Source organism: Sphingobacterium sp. MAE, from assembly GCF_056711605.1.
The window spans coordinates 154,094-171,287 of the sequence record NZ_CM160044.1; the positions used below are offsets into that span (position 1 = coordinate 154,094).

The following is a 17,194-nucleotide window of genomic DNA, read 5'->3' on the forward strand; positions in this document are numbered from 1 at the left end:
ATGAAAGCAATAAATTTATTGACACAAGTCAAAATATATTTACCCTCCATCTACCGGGCACTGACCAAGTATGCTTGCCAATTATACGGCAAGTGTACTGGTCGAGTGCTAAAAGATAATCGATCACTGTATTCAGACTTTTTCCTAACCAACTTCGCCCCATCTTCTAGGTCGCTTCGAGTGGGCTCCCAGTGGGCTTCGAGTCCGCTTCGACGTACGTGCAGGGAGAGTCGAAGCCCACTCGAAGGAGACTCAGGGGAAGGTAGAACAAGGCTAGAAGAAAGGGCGAAGAAAGCTCGAAGAAATGCAGTAAAACACCAAATGGATGTTTTGAAGCAGTTTTTGGCAGCAACCAGATCCATATCTGCTTTTAACCAGATTCGGACGCTGTTTTACCGCCAGCCGTCTATACACCGCTTCTGCACCGCCTATTTCCCGTCCCTGACCCGGGAAATGGACGGTGCAGGGACTTTGCAACTGCGGTGCAGAGACAGGAAAGTTCAAAACAAGGTACGAACAAGGTTAAAACAAAGTACGAATCAGATCCAAGTAGCATTAGTGTCTTTTTTGTTGATTTTGATGCAAAAAGTAGTTTTCAAATTGGCTACGAGTGTACCGTTAGTGTACGGGTTATTCACGGGGAGTGTACCAATCCTGTACCGAGAATGTACGGAGAAGCTACTGAGAAGGTACCAAAGAGCTACTCAAGCCAGTAGCTTGGCTGTGGATCTAAAGTCGGAGCGTAGACCAGCATGGGAACACCGTTGTTCATGTATCTCCCAAGCATGCGTAGTGCATATGCTAAGTAATGGTCAAGCATGGATAGTGCGTAAAACGGTACCCATTGATACACTATCCATGCACTATCAACGCACTATCTATGCTTCATCTATACTTGATCGATGCCTGAAGAGTGCTTTATCTCAAATAAGCGCTTGTAAGCGGTTTAATTTATTTAGCCAGGTGTATGGGTGGTTTTGCATTAATAATGCACCAAACCTCTTTAAATCAATCTTAAATCAGTCGCTTGCCAGTGGTATTGATGTTATTGTTCAACGTAACCATTGTAAGATAATGAAAACAGGAAGGGCTTTTTCTGTACGGGTGCTTATGTTTTTCAATCTTCTTGATTGTGTTTTAACGGAATTGAAGAGTATCAGGACTTACTCGCTATTAGTCCTGATGTTTTTTATGTTTAGTTTATCAGCTCAGACGCCCCGCAAGGACAGCGGGGCTGATGGGTTATCTCATCTTATTGCGCTAAAACCTGGTGACAAGATCCCCGATGCTGTTTGGAACCAAACATTGGAGCTCAACTATTTTGACGGCAAAAAGAAAACCATGAAGTTTTCAGATCTGAAAGGAAAGCTGATCATATTGGATTTTTGGGCGACCTGGTGTGGTGCCTGTATAGAAGGTATCCCAAAAATGGAGCTGATACAGGATCGATTTAAAGGTAAGGTCGAAATCCTCATGGTCAATAGTAAGCTAAACAAGGATACGCCCGAAAGGATAAAAAACCGTTTTAAGAAATATAAAGATGATTTTAACTATACGCCTAGCTTGGCTACACTATTGGATGATACATTGTTCACCAAGTTATTTGAGCATAATACTTTACCCAGTATTTCCATTATAAATAGATCTGGAGAATTTATCGCGACAGTAAATTCAAAAGTATTGACTGATGAAAATATCAAATCGATATATGATGGTAAACCTGTGGGTATCGGTAATTTAGGTACTTATCTAAATGCCGGAAATAGAGGTGGAGAAAAACCCTTGTTTGATACAGCTGGTGTCCATTATTTATCTTCTTTCTCTGGGTTCAGAGATCATTTTCTTCCTGTTTATCCCAATTTAATTTACAGAGATGGGACGACATACCTTAAAATGGGAAACCAGAATCTTGGTTTCCTTTTAAAACAGGCATTTAAATCTGAAATGGATGGCTTTAGCTGGAATCAGTTTGTGTTTGATGATAGGCTTGGAAAGCAGTTTAAGATAAATTTAAGGAATGCAACGTTAACTGCCAATCAGTATTGGTATGAGTTTTATTCACGTGATTCTGTTTTGCAAAACGAATTTTCTGAGATATTTAAAAAGGATTTTCAGCAGAACTTCCAAGTAGCTGTAGCAGTTAAGCAGGACAGTATAAATGTTTATCGGGTCACATTTACAGATGCCGTTCAAAAGATAGCGAGCCGTGAAAAGATGCGTATTATGCGCGGATCTGACGTCGAACGAGAGATTTTTTATCAACGTGTTCCGATTGAGAATATCATAAATGGCCTATACTACGCATTTGAGTTCCCCATAGAGATTGACGGCCGTAGCAGGTTACTGGTTGATCTTACTATACCAGCAGGTTTTAGCTCTTGGGAGACCGACCGTAAGTTAAATTTTTTTAAAGAAAGGGGCATTGTATTCAGTTTAACTAAAGAGAAGAGAAGTTATCCATATGTCTATTCACTCAAGCAATCCAATTAATATGAGGACTATATGTATACTGTTGCTATGCTGGACATGCATCATGTCTGGCTATAGCCAGCAAAAGGAAAAAGTCAACGTGAAGGGGGTGCTACTGGATAGTGGGGATATGAGTCCTGTCCGCGGGGCAACAGTACGTTCGTTACTGAATAATACTAATGTTGTTAAGTCTACCGAAAATGGAAACTTTACCATCCTTGGTCTTCAAAAGAATGATTCGCTATTGGTTTCTTCTGTCGGATATAACAATCAAATTGTTCCGATCGGGTATTTTGACAGTAACAGCAATCTGTTGTTAGTGAAATCAGATCAATATCTTGAAGAAGTTGAAATTAATACCGGTTATCAGACATTAAAATCCAATGAAGTTACGGGGGCTGCAGATGTCATATCCAATAAAATGTTAAATCAGCAAACAGGAACAAATATTTTGCAACGTCTGAATAATATTGTTCCTGCCATTCGGTTTGATAACCAGCCTATCCAAAATCCATTTAACCAGAAATTGAATATATCCGTTAGAGGTCTGAGTACCATCAATGGAAATCTTGATCCACTTATCGTATTGGACGGATTTATTTATGAAGGTAATATAGGCAATATCGATCCCAATATGATTGAAACCGTGACCGTACTAAAAGATGCCGCAGCTAGCGCGATCTGGGGTGCAAGAGCAGGGAACGGTGTCATTGTGCTGACAACAAAAAATGGAAATTTGAACAGTCAGAAAAGTAAGATCTCATTTAGCAGTACGCTGTTGTTTAAGGGGAAATCAGATCTATCAAAATTATACCGGACATCGAATAAAGACTTTATTGATATTGAAAAAATGCTGTTTGACAATGGATATTACGATGTTTTTTTGAATTTTGCTCCCTATGTTCCGATGACACCTGCTGTCGACATTTTTGATAAAAGGAAGCGAGGACTTATTTCTGAGCAGGATTCTGCCACCGTTATTAATAATTTATTGAAACAAAATGGTCTGACGAATTATGCAGATGCTTTTTACGATGATCCCTTTACGCAACAGTATGCACTTAGCGTTTCGGGTGGTAGTCTAAAAAATAGCTACGGAATTGGTCTGGGATATATGGAAGACCGCAGTCAGCTGAGCGATAAGACTAAAAAGTTAAATGTTTTGATATCGAATAGTTTTAGGCCTGTTGAGAAGTTACGGGTGGATCTAAAAATTAACTATAGCAGTACCCGTAATCTATCAGGAAAACCCGAGTATACAAGTTTGACTTATGGAAGTAAGGCTGTTCCTTATATGCAATTTTACGACTCGGATGGATATGAAATGCCTTTTGAAAGAGACTTTAGACAGCTTTATTTAGATCAGAATTACAGTGATAATTTTTTGGACTGGTCTTACTTTCCTGTATCCGAGAACAGGTCTGCGAATACGACTTCCAGGCAGTCAGAACTCTATGCTACGGCCAGCGCCTCATACCAGTTATTGCCTTTCATCAATTTGATGTTTTCAGGTCAGTATCAGCTTCAGTCTACAGCAATGGATGAACTGAGTACTATTGATAGTTATAAAGCTAGATCAATAATTAATCAATTTACCCAAGTTGATCCAAACACGTTGACAGCAAGTTATCCTGTGCCCCGTTCGGGCTTAAAGGCAAGCAGCCAGAATCATGGACAGTCCTACACGGTCAGAAGCCAGATAGGAGTGAACAAGCACTTGGGAGAGCATCATCTTGTTGGCGTATTAGGTGCTGAAATACGGGAAAACGAATTGCAGGGGTCAAGCTTTACAGCATATGGTTATAAGGACCGACCTTTGACTTCAGTCGCCGTGGATCATGTATCCCTGTACAGAACCAATCCTGATAATCTATATCAAACGGTTTTAGGGGCTCCCGATTTTTCAAAAACGATCAATAGATTTATTTCTACTTATGCTAATTTCTCCAATATTTGGAAAGAAAAATATGCCCTTTCTATAAGTTATCGGCAAGATGGTGCAAATATTTTCGGTGCTAAGACCAACGACAGATGGTCGCCATTATGGGCTATCGGTGGATATTGGGATCTTGGGAAAGAAGATTTTATAAAATTGGCCTGGATAGACCGCTTGAAACTGAGAACCACCTTTGGTTATAGTGGCAATGTTGATGTTTCCAAAACTTCGGAGCCCATCGCAAATATTAATACTGGAAAATACAGCAATCTTCCATCATTGACCATCCGCACGCTCAATGATCCCGCATTGCGCTGGGAAAAAGTGAGCACCTTAAATGTGGCTATAGACTATGCGTTTTTGAAAGGGAGAATTACCGGGAGCTTAGATTATTACCGTAAAATTGGTAATGATCTTTATGGTAATACAGAATATGATTATTCAACCTGGGGACTTCAACAGACCATTGTTAAAAATGTTGGTGCAATGAAAGGGCAAGGTCTTGACTGGGCAATCCATACCGTTAACACCAATGGGAAACTGAACTGGATCTCTACCTTTAATTTTAGTGTAAATAAGAGCATAACAACAGCGTATTATTTGACCACGAACCAGGGATTATCACGTTTTTTTGGAAATGGTAATAATATTACGCCAATTGTCGGAAAACCGCTCAATGCCATAGCGGCATATCGCTGGGGCGGGCTCAATGACCAAGGGGAGGCTCAGGGATATCTGGACGGAGAGTTATCAACAGATTACAGAAGTATGGTTGCTATAGCAAATGGCAATATTGAAGATAATGAAACTGTTGCTTTCGTTGGTTCTTCCAAACCTCAGCAGTTTGGAAATTTTATCAATACGTTTACCTGGAACAATTTTTCTATCTCTGTAAACCTTAGTTATAAGACGGGGTATTATTTCCAGAAACCTGCTACTTCATATTTTAGCTTATATAGCAATGGAGTTGCCTACATTGATTTTGAGTCGCGCTGGAAGAAAGTGGGCGACGAAAAGCATACCGATATGCCGAAAATGGTTTATCCGCTTGCTTCAAATGCAGATTCTTTCTATACGAAATCAGATATACATGTTCTCAAAGGTGATCACATCAGGCTGGAATATATTAACCTGTCATGGCAGACAAAATTGAATTTTGGCAAAAGGGATATATTTCCAAAATTTAATGTTAACCTTTCCAACCTCGGGATCGTATGGCGTGTAAATAAACTTCATATTGATCCGGAGTTTGCCTATCGGCTTTCTCCTCCCAAAGTTTTTTCTTTAGGTCTTCAACTTGATCTATAACATAATAATTTTTTCAAACGGAGTGTTGCTCATTATTTACACCAATAATGAGCAATGCTTAAAATAATTATATACAGATGAAAATGATTAAATTATATCTTTTCTTATTCAGTGTTTTTTCACTTTCTATACAATCATGTGAAAAATATTTGAATGTTCAGTCCAACGATAAGCTAGTCGTTCCGAAAAGTTTGGAAGATCTTCAAGGGCTGTTGGACAATGGCGGCGTCATGAACTTAAATTTATGCGCCAAAGGAGAGAAGGCTTCAGATAATTACTACATTCCAACGGTCAATTATAATTCTCTATCTGAGACCGAGCGCTTGGAATATATCTGGGAAGATTCTCAATATAATTTCCCAAATGAATGGGCATCCATGTATAACTCGGTTTACACATCTAATTTGGTATTAGAAAGGTTGAATAAAATAGACCGGAACATGTCAAATGCAAAAGATTGGGATCAAGTAAAAGGGACAGCATTGTTTTTTAGGGCTACTTCCTATTTAAGTTTAGTATGGACCTATGCAAAAGCCTATGATGCATCGAGCTCCCAGCAGGACCTCGGAATTATTTTGAGAGAAACTTCTGATTTTAATGTGGTTTCTACAAGGTCTTCGGTGGAGGAGGCCTATAGACAAATTATAGCTGACCTTAATAATGCACTCAGTTTACTTCCCGAGGAATCGATTCATGCACTTCGTCCAAATAAACTGGCTGTAAAAGGAATGTTGGCAAGAGTATATCTTTCAATGCGCTTATATGACAAAGCATTTGAATTTGCAGATCAATATTTGTCCATAAAAAAAGAGCTGCTGAATTTCAACAATCCTGCTGAAGTGAATTCAACTGCCAATTTTCCATTTACAATTTTTAATAAGGAGACCGGGATTTATTTTGAATTAAAAGGCTCCATCATGACCAATGCTTATGCAAATATTGACTCCGGTCTTTACCGTTCTTACCATATCAATGATCTTAGAAAAAATGCCTACTTTAAGAGCAACAAAAATGTGGTCAATTTCAAAGGTAATTATTCTGGGAGCTCTTTCCTTTTTGGTGGTATAGCAACCGACGAAATGTATTTGATAAGGGCTGAATGTTACGCTAGGTCCGGGAGATTTGATAAATCTCTTGACAATTTAAATGGACTTTTGCTTACTCGTTATCAATCTGGAAGTTTTGTTCCTTTTACTGCTCGTAAAGCGGATGAGGTGTTGAATTTAATACTGGAAGAAAGAAGAAAGGAGCTGCTGTTTAGAGGGCTGAGATGGATTGATATTAAACGGCTCAATATAGAAGGTCGAAATATCATTTTGAAAAGAATGGTGAATGGTATTGTGTATACGCTTGAACCAAACTCTGATCGATATGCCCTGCCATTACCTGCAGATATTGTTAGATTGACAGGTATACCACAAAATCCAAGATAAAAGATTACGGCCCTAATGAGGGCCGTAAAATTTTCAACAACTATAAAAGATTATTCACTTTTATTAATGGGTTGAAATTGTGTCGGATTTGAACCCGACATCAACTGAGGAACATAGCCCGAATTTATGGGTTGTGCCTCCAGTTGGATCTTATTGGTGTTTAACGTGTTACCGCTAAGATCTGTGTTGTCTACCACAATGGAACATGCCAGTTCGTCTGTGTTATCACAACTTTCACCATTTGGCGTTGTTGTCCAGCGCGATTCATCTGCTACTTGAGCAGGATCGGTGGCATCACCATGGAAATAAACTGTTGCAGGGCTTAATTTTTTCCCTGAATAAACCTCAGCACTTTTAAATGCTGAAAAACCGAAAATCATGGCTCCTCCTAATATCATGTAGCCATAATTGTTTAAAAATTTGGTTAGCATACTGCTATCCTCCTTTCTGTATTGCAGACCAATAACGGGTTAGTAATTGTACCGGCCTGCAAACCTTTGGTAAAAAATTGTCGGTACGGTTCTAAGTACCGATCGTATGTGGACGCCATCAAGCCTTTTAAGGAGCTCATGACGGTATTATGCTCTTGATCATATAGGCTGTCTGGTGTATGCCAATGATTTATTGCCCGGATACGGGTTGTACTATTGTAGGTATAGGAACCAATGGCAAGAAAGCCGATGAGTAGTAGCGCAATGCTGGCTTTACCATTTAAGCCTGTCTTGTGCGTGTGTTTAATGGAAGATTTATTTAATACCCATCCAAGTATCGATAAGGCTAGGATAACGCTGTTGATCACGAGATGGGTGTTCCAAGTGACGTTGCTCAAAAAGCTGCTGCACATGCATGGTTTCTGCTCATATACATTTAATACACCTAACGCGATATAGACTGTAAAGACTGAAATAAGTAGGATTGAAGCTTTCCAGCCCCAAGACTGTACTTTCTGTGATGGAAATGCTAACAGTAAGCCTAAACTGATTTCTACTATAGGAAGTAACCAATATAGTATTGGAGCTAAAGGACTAATGACAGGTTGTTGCTGTAGAGCGATCTTAAAAGCATGGAGCTGCCATACTTTGTCTATACCGACATAAATCCAAAAAAGGAGCATCACTATCCGTAGTAGCCCATATATTATATTGATGTTTTTATTAGTGTCCATAGCGTCAATTATTTATTTATGCTGTTTTACTATTTATTTCCTACCCATTACTATTTATAGCAGGCGTTTTACTATTTATTTTTAAAAACAGGGCGCCACTGTCCTTTACTCCCCGTTGTGACGGGGCGACCTGTTTAAGCGTCAGCTTCTGCTTATTCGTACGCTTCAAAACAAAGATAATATGGAAAAATGCTGACCGTAGGGGTAGTGAAAGCTTGTTTTTATAAGGTGATGTACGCTTTAAAGGGCTTTTGAATGGGTTGGGGGGTAGTGTGTAGGAAACCGGACTTTTTAAGCTGATTTATATAATCAGCTCTACAGACAGCTGGAACTTGTTTTTAAGGATTAGCTGACCGGTTGGTGTAGGGGTAATGGGGGTATACCCCTACTTTTTTATACTTATCTATTCAAATCTGGAAAACTATCGTCCAATTCCTTCAGCATGGCTTTTAATCTTCGTTGTACGCTGACTGCTGCATCATATTCGGCACTTTTATCCATTTTGGTCAGGCTATGGGGAGATAATAATGTTCCTTCTCTGGTTTTAACCAGTTTAGAAAATTCGTTGGCAACTTCTTTTTTTTCTGGTGATTGTGTGATTTTGGCTTTGACACAGAGATGCATCCAGATCTTAAGTTCTTTGCCATTGAAGTTGCTATGGAGGTATTGTTCGACTTGATCAATGGCTGCGTGGTGTGATCCATTGGTTTTAGTTTGGACATATTCGCACATCAGTTTGAGTAAACTGGTGCTATTGTTATTGTAAGCAAAGCCCCGAATACAGGAGAAATGTTTGGGAAAGCGCAACAAGCCATCCATAAAGGATGGATCGTCCTTATACATTTCTTTCCAGCGATTGAAAAATCCCATATGGTTAAAATTGAAGTTGATCATCAATACCAAAAAGCGAAATTGCCAGTTTTTATTGCTGCGGTCGTCTTTGGCCAGTTGGTGGAGTGCATCTACAAACTGGATGATATAATCTTGGTGCCGATATTGGATATAAGGGATCTTACCTTCTTCAAAAAGACTGTTAATCGCGGAAAGGATTTCGTCCAGGTATACCTGAGGGATCTGCTTATTCTCTAATTTTTCAAATATGCTGTGGATATGATGATCGACATATGTCCTGATCTTGTTCCGATAATGACTCGGAAGCGCTGTACTGGGATCGATATCGTTTTTAAACAGAAATTCAATCCGCTCGAGCAGTTCTTCTAGGGCTGATAAAGCGCTGCGATCTTTTATATTTCTATCCAAACAGAAGCTATTGAGTTTCTGGTGCAGACGAAGTAATTGCGTGTGGTATAAGCGTACCGCCTGACGGGCAGTATCAATGCTACCCGCCTGACGGTAGGCGTGCAAGGACTCAGAAAAATTATCGGAGCAAGCTACTGAAATGGAATATAACCGAGATGGTATTTCCTTCGAGCCTAGACGTTCGAGGGTTTCTACCTGTAATGTAAGGGACTGTAGGCTTACGATCATTTATACCTCCTTTTGATATCTTTATGGTACCAGGGCCAGCCGTATGCGCCTGTGTGCAACTGCAGTATAAGTGTATCACCTTCTTTGCTACGCTCATGCAACCTGGGATTGACATCCATAGAAACATGGTGATCTTTACCTTCAAGATGAAATGAAAACCATAGTTCATGGATATCACAACAGGCTGGGCATTTTTGGATCACGACTGCTGGAATATGTACCGATTTTGCATTTGGTATATGTTGACAGTTATTCAAGATCAGGATCATACGTATATACCAGGTGCAAGTAATAATCATGATCGGAAATTGAATACAGCAGATCTTGATCAGGTTTGTATTTTTATAAAATAAGAAATATGCAAGGCTGCATAGACCTAAAGCTAAAGCTATTCCATATTTTAAAGCGATCCAAAACGGCTGTGAAACCAGTAGCAACTTATAGGGCAGGCGATCAAAAACTGAAATACTGCTGATCATCATGCAGATAAAAAAAATAAAGAAAAGCTGCATCACGACCTGATGACTACGAATCTCCAAAAAAGGAATCAGCAAAACAAGGATGCCAATACTGTAAACCTGTAAATAGAGTGTTGATGCTAAAAAAAGTCCATACCATGTGACTAAGACTGCTAGTATGATAAGTATATAATTGCGACTGAAGAAGCTGAAATTTTTGTTTATTATTCTCATAAGCAGCGATTTATATCATTTGTTTATTGTGAATTAAAATTACCCATAAACACAGCTATTATGTCTAAATGTTATATATATTTCAATAAGAGCATATTTTTTACATTAAGAGTCTTCTTTTCCCAATAAGAACCGGAATTGCAACAGCGAAGGGAGTTGTTTTTTTGATTTAAGATACTTATTGCCACTTTATGATGAATCTGAAAGCTACGTTTTCCTAATTAAGTATACTGCTTATCGAAATATTGGCTAAATTTAGATAACGAAAAATTCTTACTAACAAGAAATTTCATAATACACTGATATCATAGCTGTTTAATAATTAATCAGCTATGGGGCAGTGTGCGATTAAAACTGTTAATTATGAAAAGTAGCCAATTGATCATGTATCCCAAGGGTACGGAAGTAGACGTGCATTATCCAGATTTTATTTGGTTATGTATTGCTTCTTTTGCCTTTGGCGGTGTATGCTGGTATCTGGGTTACCTTGGGGCTTCTGATGCATGGCTTGAAAACACATCGGTCGTTGTCAGCTATCTGTTTTATGTATTGATCGTATTCCTAGCTTTCTTTTATATCCGGGCATTGATCATCGTACTTGATAGAAAGCAGAACTGGTTACTGAATCCACAAAAACGTTTTGCTACCCAACTTTTCACTTGCTGTTTACTGCCTACACTATTTTTATTTGGGGTGATTAGACCTGTGGCTATACCGAAGGATGAGTGGCTCTGGCTTCCGCTATTGGTGATTTTTGGCGGTGTCCTGTTCTTGAATATCTTGTATACAACCTGTTTTTATGTTGCTCTCGAACATAAAAGGAGGTGCTCTATTCTTGAATTAGAGCGGACGGTCCTGCATCGGGATCTAAAGATTTCAATTCTTAATGAACAGTTACAAAGCATGTCATCGATTGAAAATGAGGCCGAAGAAATTACTGTGGCAGAGGGGGCGGCTGAAAAGGAAACGGATCTGACGGAAGAAATAGATCTTATTCGGGTAAAATCAATCGATCCAGAGCAGGAGGAATTTTTACTCAACAACAGATTTTTCACTCAAAAAATTATGTATTCCGAACTAGGTCTATTTGCATTTGAAAACAATAATAATACGCCGATCGTACAGCTTTACCTAAAGACGGATATGGGTGAGCGTATTGCCTGTGAGCAACGGAGCTTAAATGAAGTGGTACGTGACACAAATGGATTTGTACAGAAGATAGGCCGCTATCATGCAGTAGCTGCTGATATGATTGACGCTTGCTATCTCTTGAAAGGGGGAAGGCTTCGGATTGTACTAAAAGTTCCTTTCGAAGGGAAGGTCGATTTTGAGGTATCAGCAAAAATTGCTAGACGTATCAAGGGCTGGGTCATGCTTCAGGTGCCTATTGAAAAGGAATAATTTACTGAAATATAAACGTTTTAAATTAACGGATTATGGAAACATTAAAGGGGAGAAGATGGAAATGCCGTGCAACTGGAAAAGTTGGATTTCCATCAATGATCGAAGCACAGGGGGCAATGCTCCAATTTAAATTCAAATCACGGATTAGAAACAAGACGGACGGTAAGCGTATCAAACATCGGATGGGAAAATATGCTTGCAAGAGAGCTTACTATTGTAAGCTCTGCAGAGGATATCACATCACCAAATGGGATACCACTAATTTTAATAATTATAAAACGAAAGTAGAATCTTGGGAGATAAAAGATATTCATGGAAGTTGGAATTATTTAATGGAATAGTCTTGTGAGCGGGATTGTGCCGAACAAATTCTCAGTTGTTTCAATCTATTTCATAAATTTTAAATATAAGTTCGGCAAAAATTAATATAAATTGCCGAACTTATATTTTATCCTTATCAAGGATTTAATTAGTTATCCCAAAAACGGATGTTGCCAAGGTGCCCGATAAGGTCTTCTTAATAATTTGGTCGCTTCTGGATCGTCCACACATATTTTTTTAATAGGATCATAGACTAATGGTCTATTCAATAACATGGATAGATTGGCGAGAATACAACTTGCCGTTGAGATATGTCCCTCTTCTATATCTGCCACTGGGAGATGGTCATTTTTAATCGCTGATAAAAGATTCAGCATATGTTGGCGTGTAGCAGGAGCGGTGTGCAGTTCGATTCCGGGCTCATTCAGATCTGCTGGAAATTTTTCTTTCTCAAAAACGACATCCATACCAATGCGCTCTCCTTTACCAACTGGAATAAATTCATATTTCATGACACTTCCTTTTAGCGTCCCTTTATCTCCATAGATAATAAATGCCCACGGATATTCTGGATCTGCAGGTGTTCCCCAAGTTCGATGTTGCCATATACAGTCTAGATCATCATATTCAAATATTGCTGTCTGTGTATCCGCGATATTGGATTTTCCTTCTTTCTGAACGTAAATTCCTCCAGTTGCACTGATCTTTTTAGGCCATTTGAGCTGCAATAGCCAGCGGACAGTATCAAACATGTGCATGCCCATATCACCGGTGATACCATTTCCATACTCCATGAATGTTCGCCACCACCCACCGTGCGGCAAACCGTCATATGGACGTAAAGGAGCAGGACCAGTCCACATCTCATAGTCAAGGAAATCTGGAATAGCTTCCAATGGTGGATTGCCATTTTTTCTCATATGGTAGTAGCAGCACATCTCGACATGTGATATTTTACCGAGTAATCCCTGATCTATAATACGATTTTTTGCATCAATGAGATGGGCAGTGCTTCGTCGCTGTGTACCTACCTGCACCTTTTTGTTATATTTTCTTGCTGTACGGAGGATCGCTTCACCTTCTAGGACATCGATGCTGACCGGTTTTTGGAGATAGAGGTGGGCACCCGACCGCATGGCATCAATCGCTTGTCTGGCATGCCAGTGATCTGGCGTGCCGATCAGCACAAGATCCAACTGATTTTCTGCAAGCATTTTCTTGTAATCATTATAAAGCTTTGGAACCTTTCGTGATATTTGGCGCTCACTGATCAATCTTCCTGCTTCTTGTAGATGTCTGCTGTCGACATCACACAGAGCAACTACATCAATATTATGGACTTGTATGAGCCTAAAAAGATCACTTTTGCCATACCAACCTGTGCCAATTAGTCCTACGCGCATGTTTTTATTTTGACGAGCAAAAGCTAGTCCGTTAGCATGCAATGCAGATAATGTTAAAACTGCGCTCGTGCTTTGAATGAATTTTCTGCGGTTTAGATTGAAGTTCGCCATCATGAATTGGTTTATATATTGTTCGCTATGAGAAAAACAAAGAACTCAATATAATGATTATTTGGCAATTATTTCTCTATAAATTTATTTTGATGGTCTTAAGATGGAAATTTAAATATAGTTCTACATGAATATTTAACATGATGGTTCATATGGGTATACATAAAAGATGATAGACTTAGGGCTACAAAAAGAGGGTTTATTTTATTTCACCCCCTTTCGCTTTATGATCCTATAGCTAGTTGTTATGGTAGCTATCTTTTAAATACTGTTTTACCATCCTTGATTGTTTCTTGTACCTGTATTGACCTCAGTTCTTTTGGATCTATAGTTAATGGGTCTTTATTGAGTATCACCAAGTCAGCGATCTTGCCAACTTTTAAAGAACCTTTGGTATCTTCCTCTTGGTATTGATATGCCGCATTGATGGTGATCGCTTTTAGCGCATCAATGACGGGTATGCGTTGGTCTGGACCGAGTACCCTCCCCGAACGTGTTATTCTATTCACCGCAGCATATACACCGGTGATCAAATCTGGCGGTGTCACAGGAGCATCGTGATGGATGGTAAATGTTATTCCAGCATCTTTAGCCGCTTTGGCAGGACTTATAAATGCTGCTCGCTCTGGACCAAAAACACTATTGTAGTGCCAATCACCCCATAGATAGGTATGTGCCGAAAAATAAGATGGTATTACGCCAATTTCTTTAATTTTAGCAATATGGTCTGGTCTACTATTTTGCACATGAATGAGGGTTGCTCGAAGTTCAGGTTTGTAGATTCCTTCTTGTTTTAATTTTTCGATGACACGCAATGCTTGATCAATCGCAGCATCTCCATTGACATGGAGTTGGGCCGTGATATTTTTTGAAAAGATTGTTTTTAAATCTACGTAGAGCACTTCATCTGTAAATATTGGAAAGCCTTTATAATCTTTGCTTTGTCCCTCTGGAGGATCGAGATAGGGTTGTGTCAACCAAGCTGTCTTTCCTTGTGGCGAACCGTCATCCGAGAATTTGAACCCACCAAATTTGAGCCTGTTTTCGTATTTCATATAATGTGGTAAAAACGATTGCCATTCCTTTTTATTTGCTTCAAAATCGGGGAAATAGACAACATCAGCTTTGATTAATTTTTTCGCAGCCGCTTCACGGAGCAAAGTAAGTCCTACCCCCATGGTTCTTCCATCGCAAACCGTAGTCTGCCCATAGCTAAACCATTCATCTTGAGCAGCCAAAAAATCTTTCATTGATTGCGAGAGGCTATCTGTTTCAGGAGGTTTGGGAAGTAATGCCGTTAGTTTCATCAATGCGGTAAAACTTGCATTTTCTTCCAGTTTTCCATTTAATCGATTCGTTTTTGGATTGCGTCCATAATGGCCTCCTTGAGGATCTTTTACATCTTCCGGTATCTGTAATAGTTTGAACATCGCCGTGTTGATCACACTCGCGTGACCGGAAGCATGGATAACGATAATTGGATTGGAACTGCTGACAGCGTCGAGTTCTTCACGCGTAGGATGGCGATGCTCGGTCATGATGGCATCATCATAACCATTACCCAGCACAGGAGTCGTTGCATCCAATTGATGCTTACTGATATAGTCTCGCAATGTCGTTTGTAAGTCTGCTATACGATTTACCTTGCCATATGGGCTGGGAGAAAGATCTACCGCTTGTGACATACCGGCACGCGAAGTGATATGACTATGTACATCAATAAAACCAGGCATGAGCGTTTTATTTTCCAAATTGACCTCATTCGTATTGGAGCCAACGTATTTCATAGCTTCTTTTTTCGTTCCCGCAAAAAGTATCTTTCCATCATTTACTGCTAATGCTTCCACTTGAGGAATAGTGTCTTCCATCGTTAATATGGGACCTCCATAATAGAGGGTGTCTGCATCATTTTTTACATTTTTGCAACCGGCTAGTATACAGACAAACAAGATCACATTAATATTGTACTTTTTCCACATAACAACTATTGTTTAAAATCTATCGGTAGTTTTTAATATAAACTGTTTTTTACTTTTAATGTTTGAAAAATTGTTTGTGACTTTTGACTAGTATGGACGAGATCAATAAACTCTTGTTTAATTTTAAGAGTAAATGAAAAGAGCTGTAATCCTGAGGCTGTCGTTTTTTTTATATAAAAAGGAGCTGAATCATGGACTGCCTTCTAGATTTTGGTAGCAGCTATTTTAGAAAAAAATAGTTGCTTTTCATTTAATGATGCTTAAAAATAAAAAATATGCATCGCACTATTGCTGAAAAATATTGACTTAATATCATATTGTGATTATACATATTTGTACTGTGGTCGTTTATGAGCAGATATGGTTATCTTTTCTTTACTTATAAATTTGTTATTCATAATCAGTATATCCTATATTAAATAAAATGTTCCTTTTTATAAATAATATGGATTATGATTTTTTTTTAATGCTTTACTACTTTTCTTAAGTGAGTACTTCAGTAGAAAAAAGTAATCACTTCAGTATATAAAGTAATCACTTTTTTAAAAATAGTAATTACTTAACCGAATTTGGTAGTTCAATTTCTTCTATAATGAGGTTGCTCTAGATAAATTTGGGCAACAGAAATGATAGTTGGATCCACATTTATCGGGCAGATATTTTCATTCGGGTGTCCCACATTTCATATTTACTGTCCCACATTTCCATTTGTTGTCCCATTTTGTCCCAGATTTCTGTTTATATCTGCCATCAATTTATGTTTGTGTGATGTGTATCCGGAAACTACATCATAAATATTATTTCAACGAGCTTAAGCTCATCAAAGCATCCAGTATGAGAAAGAAAAAAGTAATTATGGATTATTCAGGAATTAATGATCACGAGTTCAATACATTGATTGGAAAAGTCGTAGACTGCTTGGAGGGACACCATTTATTGACCGATTTGCCGATCAGTTTAGAAGAGATCAAGATGCAGATGCAAGACTTTAAAATCAAGTGGCAGAAAGCTAGTCGAGGAGGAAGTATATTGGAACGATCGGAAAAAAATGATAGCAAACAAATCTTAGTAAAAACCCTTCGAAGTCTTTCATTTTATGTCAATACAGTTGCAGAGGGTTCTCGATCTATTTTATTGAGTTCTGGTCTGGTGCTTGAGCGTGATCCCCGTACCCCAGAAGTTCCTGGTGTTTTATTGCAGGTAGCTTTAATTGATGGTAAACAACAAAATCAATTACAAATAAAATTTAAATCACAACCCTACGCGTTGATCTATGAATACGAGATCACAAGTCAGTTGGATGGATTTGAACAACCGCTATGGCAAGAAAGCTTTCAGACAAGTACAAGTTATGGTAATGTTTTTTCGCCTACTACAGCCGGTGTTACCTATTACATGAGAGTTCGCGCTCGAAATAAACATGGCATTGGTGATTGGAGTGAAGTGGTAAGCTTAATGGCAAGATAATATAAATGCGCTTACCAT

At 38.8% G+C, this 17,194-nt stretch carries 12 protein-coding genes; 6 read left to right on the forward strand and 6 right to left on the reverse strand.

What is annotated here, in order from left to right; all coding sequences use genetic code 11:
• The 3 genes from AC06G9_RS00655 (at position 1) to AC06G9_RS00665 (ending at position 7,146) form a co-directional block, all read left to right on the forward strand.
• Positions 1-2,490: a TlpA family protein disulfide reductase gene (locus tag AC06G9_RS00655; protein WP_480957351.1), complete on the forward strand. Its 2,490-nt coding sequence runs from the start codon at positions 1-3 to the stop codon at positions 2,488-2,490.
• Positions 2,491-2,533: 43 nt separating this feature from the next.
• Positions 2,534-5,713, forward strand: coding sequence for a SusC/RagA family TonB-linked outer membrane protein (locus AC06G9_RS00660; protein ID WP_480957352.1), 3,180 nt, complete (start codon positions 2,534-2,536; stop codon positions 5,711-5,713).
• A 77-nt stretch (positions 5,714-5,790) separates the two neighbouring features.
• On the forward strand, positions 5,791-7,146 hold the full coding sequence (locus AC06G9_RS00665) for a RagB/SusD family nutrient uptake outer membrane protein (RefSeq protein WP_480957353.1): 1,356 nt from the start codon (positions 5,791-5,793) through the stop codon (positions 7,144-7,146).
• Between the two features lie 50 nt (positions 7,147-7,196).
• On the opposite strand, the gene AC06G9_RS00670 is transcribed toward AC06G9_RS00665, so the two are convergent.
• The 4 genes from AC06G9_RS00670 to AC06G9_RS00685 form a co-directional block, all read right to left on the reverse strand.
• Complete coding sequence (locus tag AC06G9_RS00670) at positions 7,197-7,544, reverse strand: hypothetical protein (RefSeq protein WP_480957354.1); 348 nt, start codon at positions 7,542-7,544, stop codon at positions 7,197-7,199.
• Between the two features lie 26 nt (positions 7,545-7,570).
• Positions 7,571-8,311 carry a MauE/DoxX family redox-associated membrane protein gene (locus AC06G9_RS00675; protein ID WP_480957355.1) on the reverse strand — a complete coding sequence of 247 codons (741 nt, stop codon included), beginning with the start codon at positions 8,309-8,311 and terminating at the stop codon, positions 7,571-7,573.
• A gap of 399 nt (positions 8,312-8,710) precedes the next feature.
• Entirely contained in the window at positions 8,711-9,799 is a 1,089-nt protein-coding gene (locus tag AC06G9_RS00680; protein ID WP_480957356.1) for a hypothetical protein, read from the reverse strand.
• Complete coding sequence (locus AC06G9_RS00685; protein ID WP_480957357.1) at positions 9,796-10,491, reverse strand: hypothetical protein; 696 nt, start codon at positions 10,489-10,491, stop codon at positions 9,796-9,798. The genes AC06G9_RS00680 and AC06G9_RS00685 overlap by 4 nt, the downstream gene beginning before the upstream one ends.
• Before the next feature lie 363 nt (positions 10,492-10,854).
• Here AC06G9_RS00685 and AC06G9_RS00690 point away from each other — a divergent pair, with 363 nt between their 5' ends.
• Positions 10,855-11,892: a hypothetical protein gene (locus AC06G9_RS00690; protein WP_480957358.1), complete on the forward strand. Its 1,038-nt coding sequence runs from the start codon at positions 10,855-10,857 to the stop codon at positions 11,890-11,892.
• A 35-nt stretch (positions 11,893-11,927) separates the two neighbouring features.
• The gene (locus AC06G9_RS00695) at positions 11,928-12,236 is read left to right on the forward strand and encodes a hypothetical protein (protein WP_480957359.1); all 309 of its coding nucleotides are present in this window, start codon (positions 11,928-11,930) and stop codon (positions 12,234-12,236) included.
• Between the two features lie 132 nt (positions 12,237-12,368).
• Here AC06G9_RS00695 and AC06G9_RS00700 read toward each other — a convergent pair whose 3' ends face one another.
• A complete protein-coding gene (locus AC06G9_RS00700) occupies positions 12,369-13,733 on the reverse strand; it encodes a Gfo/Idh/MocA family protein (RefSeq protein WP_480957360.1) in 1,365 nt (454 codons plus the stop codon).
• Between the two features lie 251 nt (positions 13,734-13,984).
• Positions 13,985-15,709 carry an amidohydrolase gene (locus AC06G9_RS00705; protein ID WP_480957361.1) on the reverse strand — a complete coding sequence of 575 codons (1,725 nt, stop codon included), beginning with the start codon at positions 15,707-15,709 and terminating at the stop codon, positions 13,985-13,987.
• Between the two features lie 834 nt (positions 15,710-16,543).
• Between AC06G9_RS00705 and AC06G9_RS00710 the strand changes: the two genes are divergently transcribed.
• Positions 16,544-17,176 carry a fibronectin type III domain-containing protein gene (locus tag AC06G9_RS00710; RefSeq protein WP_293928608.1) on the forward strand — a complete coding sequence of 211 codons (633 nt, stop codon included), beginning with the start codon at positions 16,544-16,546 and terminating at the stop codon, positions 17,174-17,176.
• Positions 17,177-17,194 lie beyond the last annotated feature (18 nt).

Coding starts and splice junctions, on each gene's coding strand:
- AC06G9_RS00655 (WP_480957351.1), top strand. CDS start 1: ATGAAAGCAATAAATTTATTGACACAAGTCAAAATATATTTACCCTCC.
- AC06G9_RS00660 (WP_480957352.1), top strand. CDS start 2,534: ATGTCTGGCTATAGCCAGCAAAAGGAAAAAGTCAACGTGAAGGGGGTG.
- AC06G9_RS00665 (WP_480957353.1), top strand. CDS start 5,791: ATGAAAATGATTAAATTATATCTTTTCTTATTCAGTGTTTTTTCACTT.
- AC06G9_RS00670 (WP_480957354.1), bottom strand. CDS start 7,544: ATGATATTAGGAGGAGCCATGATTTTCGGTTTTTCAGCATTTAAAAGT.
- AC06G9_RS00675 (WP_480957355.1), bottom strand. CDS start 8,311: ATGGACACTAATAAAAACATCAATATAATATATGGGCTACTACGGATA.
- AC06G9_RS00680 (WP_480957356.1), bottom strand. CDS start 9,799: ATGATCGTAAGCCTACAGTCCCTTACATTACAGGTAGAAACCCTCGAA.
- AC06G9_RS00685 (WP_480957357.1), bottom strand. CDS start 10,491: ATGAGAATAATAAACAAAAATTTCAGCTTCTTCAGTCGCAATTATATA.
- AC06G9_RS00690 (WP_480957358.1), top strand. CDS start 10,855: ATGAAAAGTAGCCAATTGATCATGTATCCCAAGGGTACGGAAGTAGAC.
- AC06G9_RS00695 (WP_480957359.1), top strand. CDS start 11,928: ATGGAAACATTAAAGGGGAGAAGATGGAAATGCCGTGCAACTGGAAAA.
- AC06G9_RS00700 (WP_480957360.1), bottom strand. CDS start 13,733: ATGATGGCGAACTTCAATCTAAACCGCAGAAAATTCATTCAAAGCACG.
- AC06G9_RS00705 (WP_480957361.1), bottom strand. CDS start 15,709: ATGTGGAAAAAGTACAATATTAATGTGATCTTGTTTGTCTGTATACTA.
- AC06G9_RS00710 (WP_293928608.1), top strand. CDS start 16,544: ATGAGAAAGAAAAAAGTAATTATGGATTATTCAGGAATTAATGATCAC.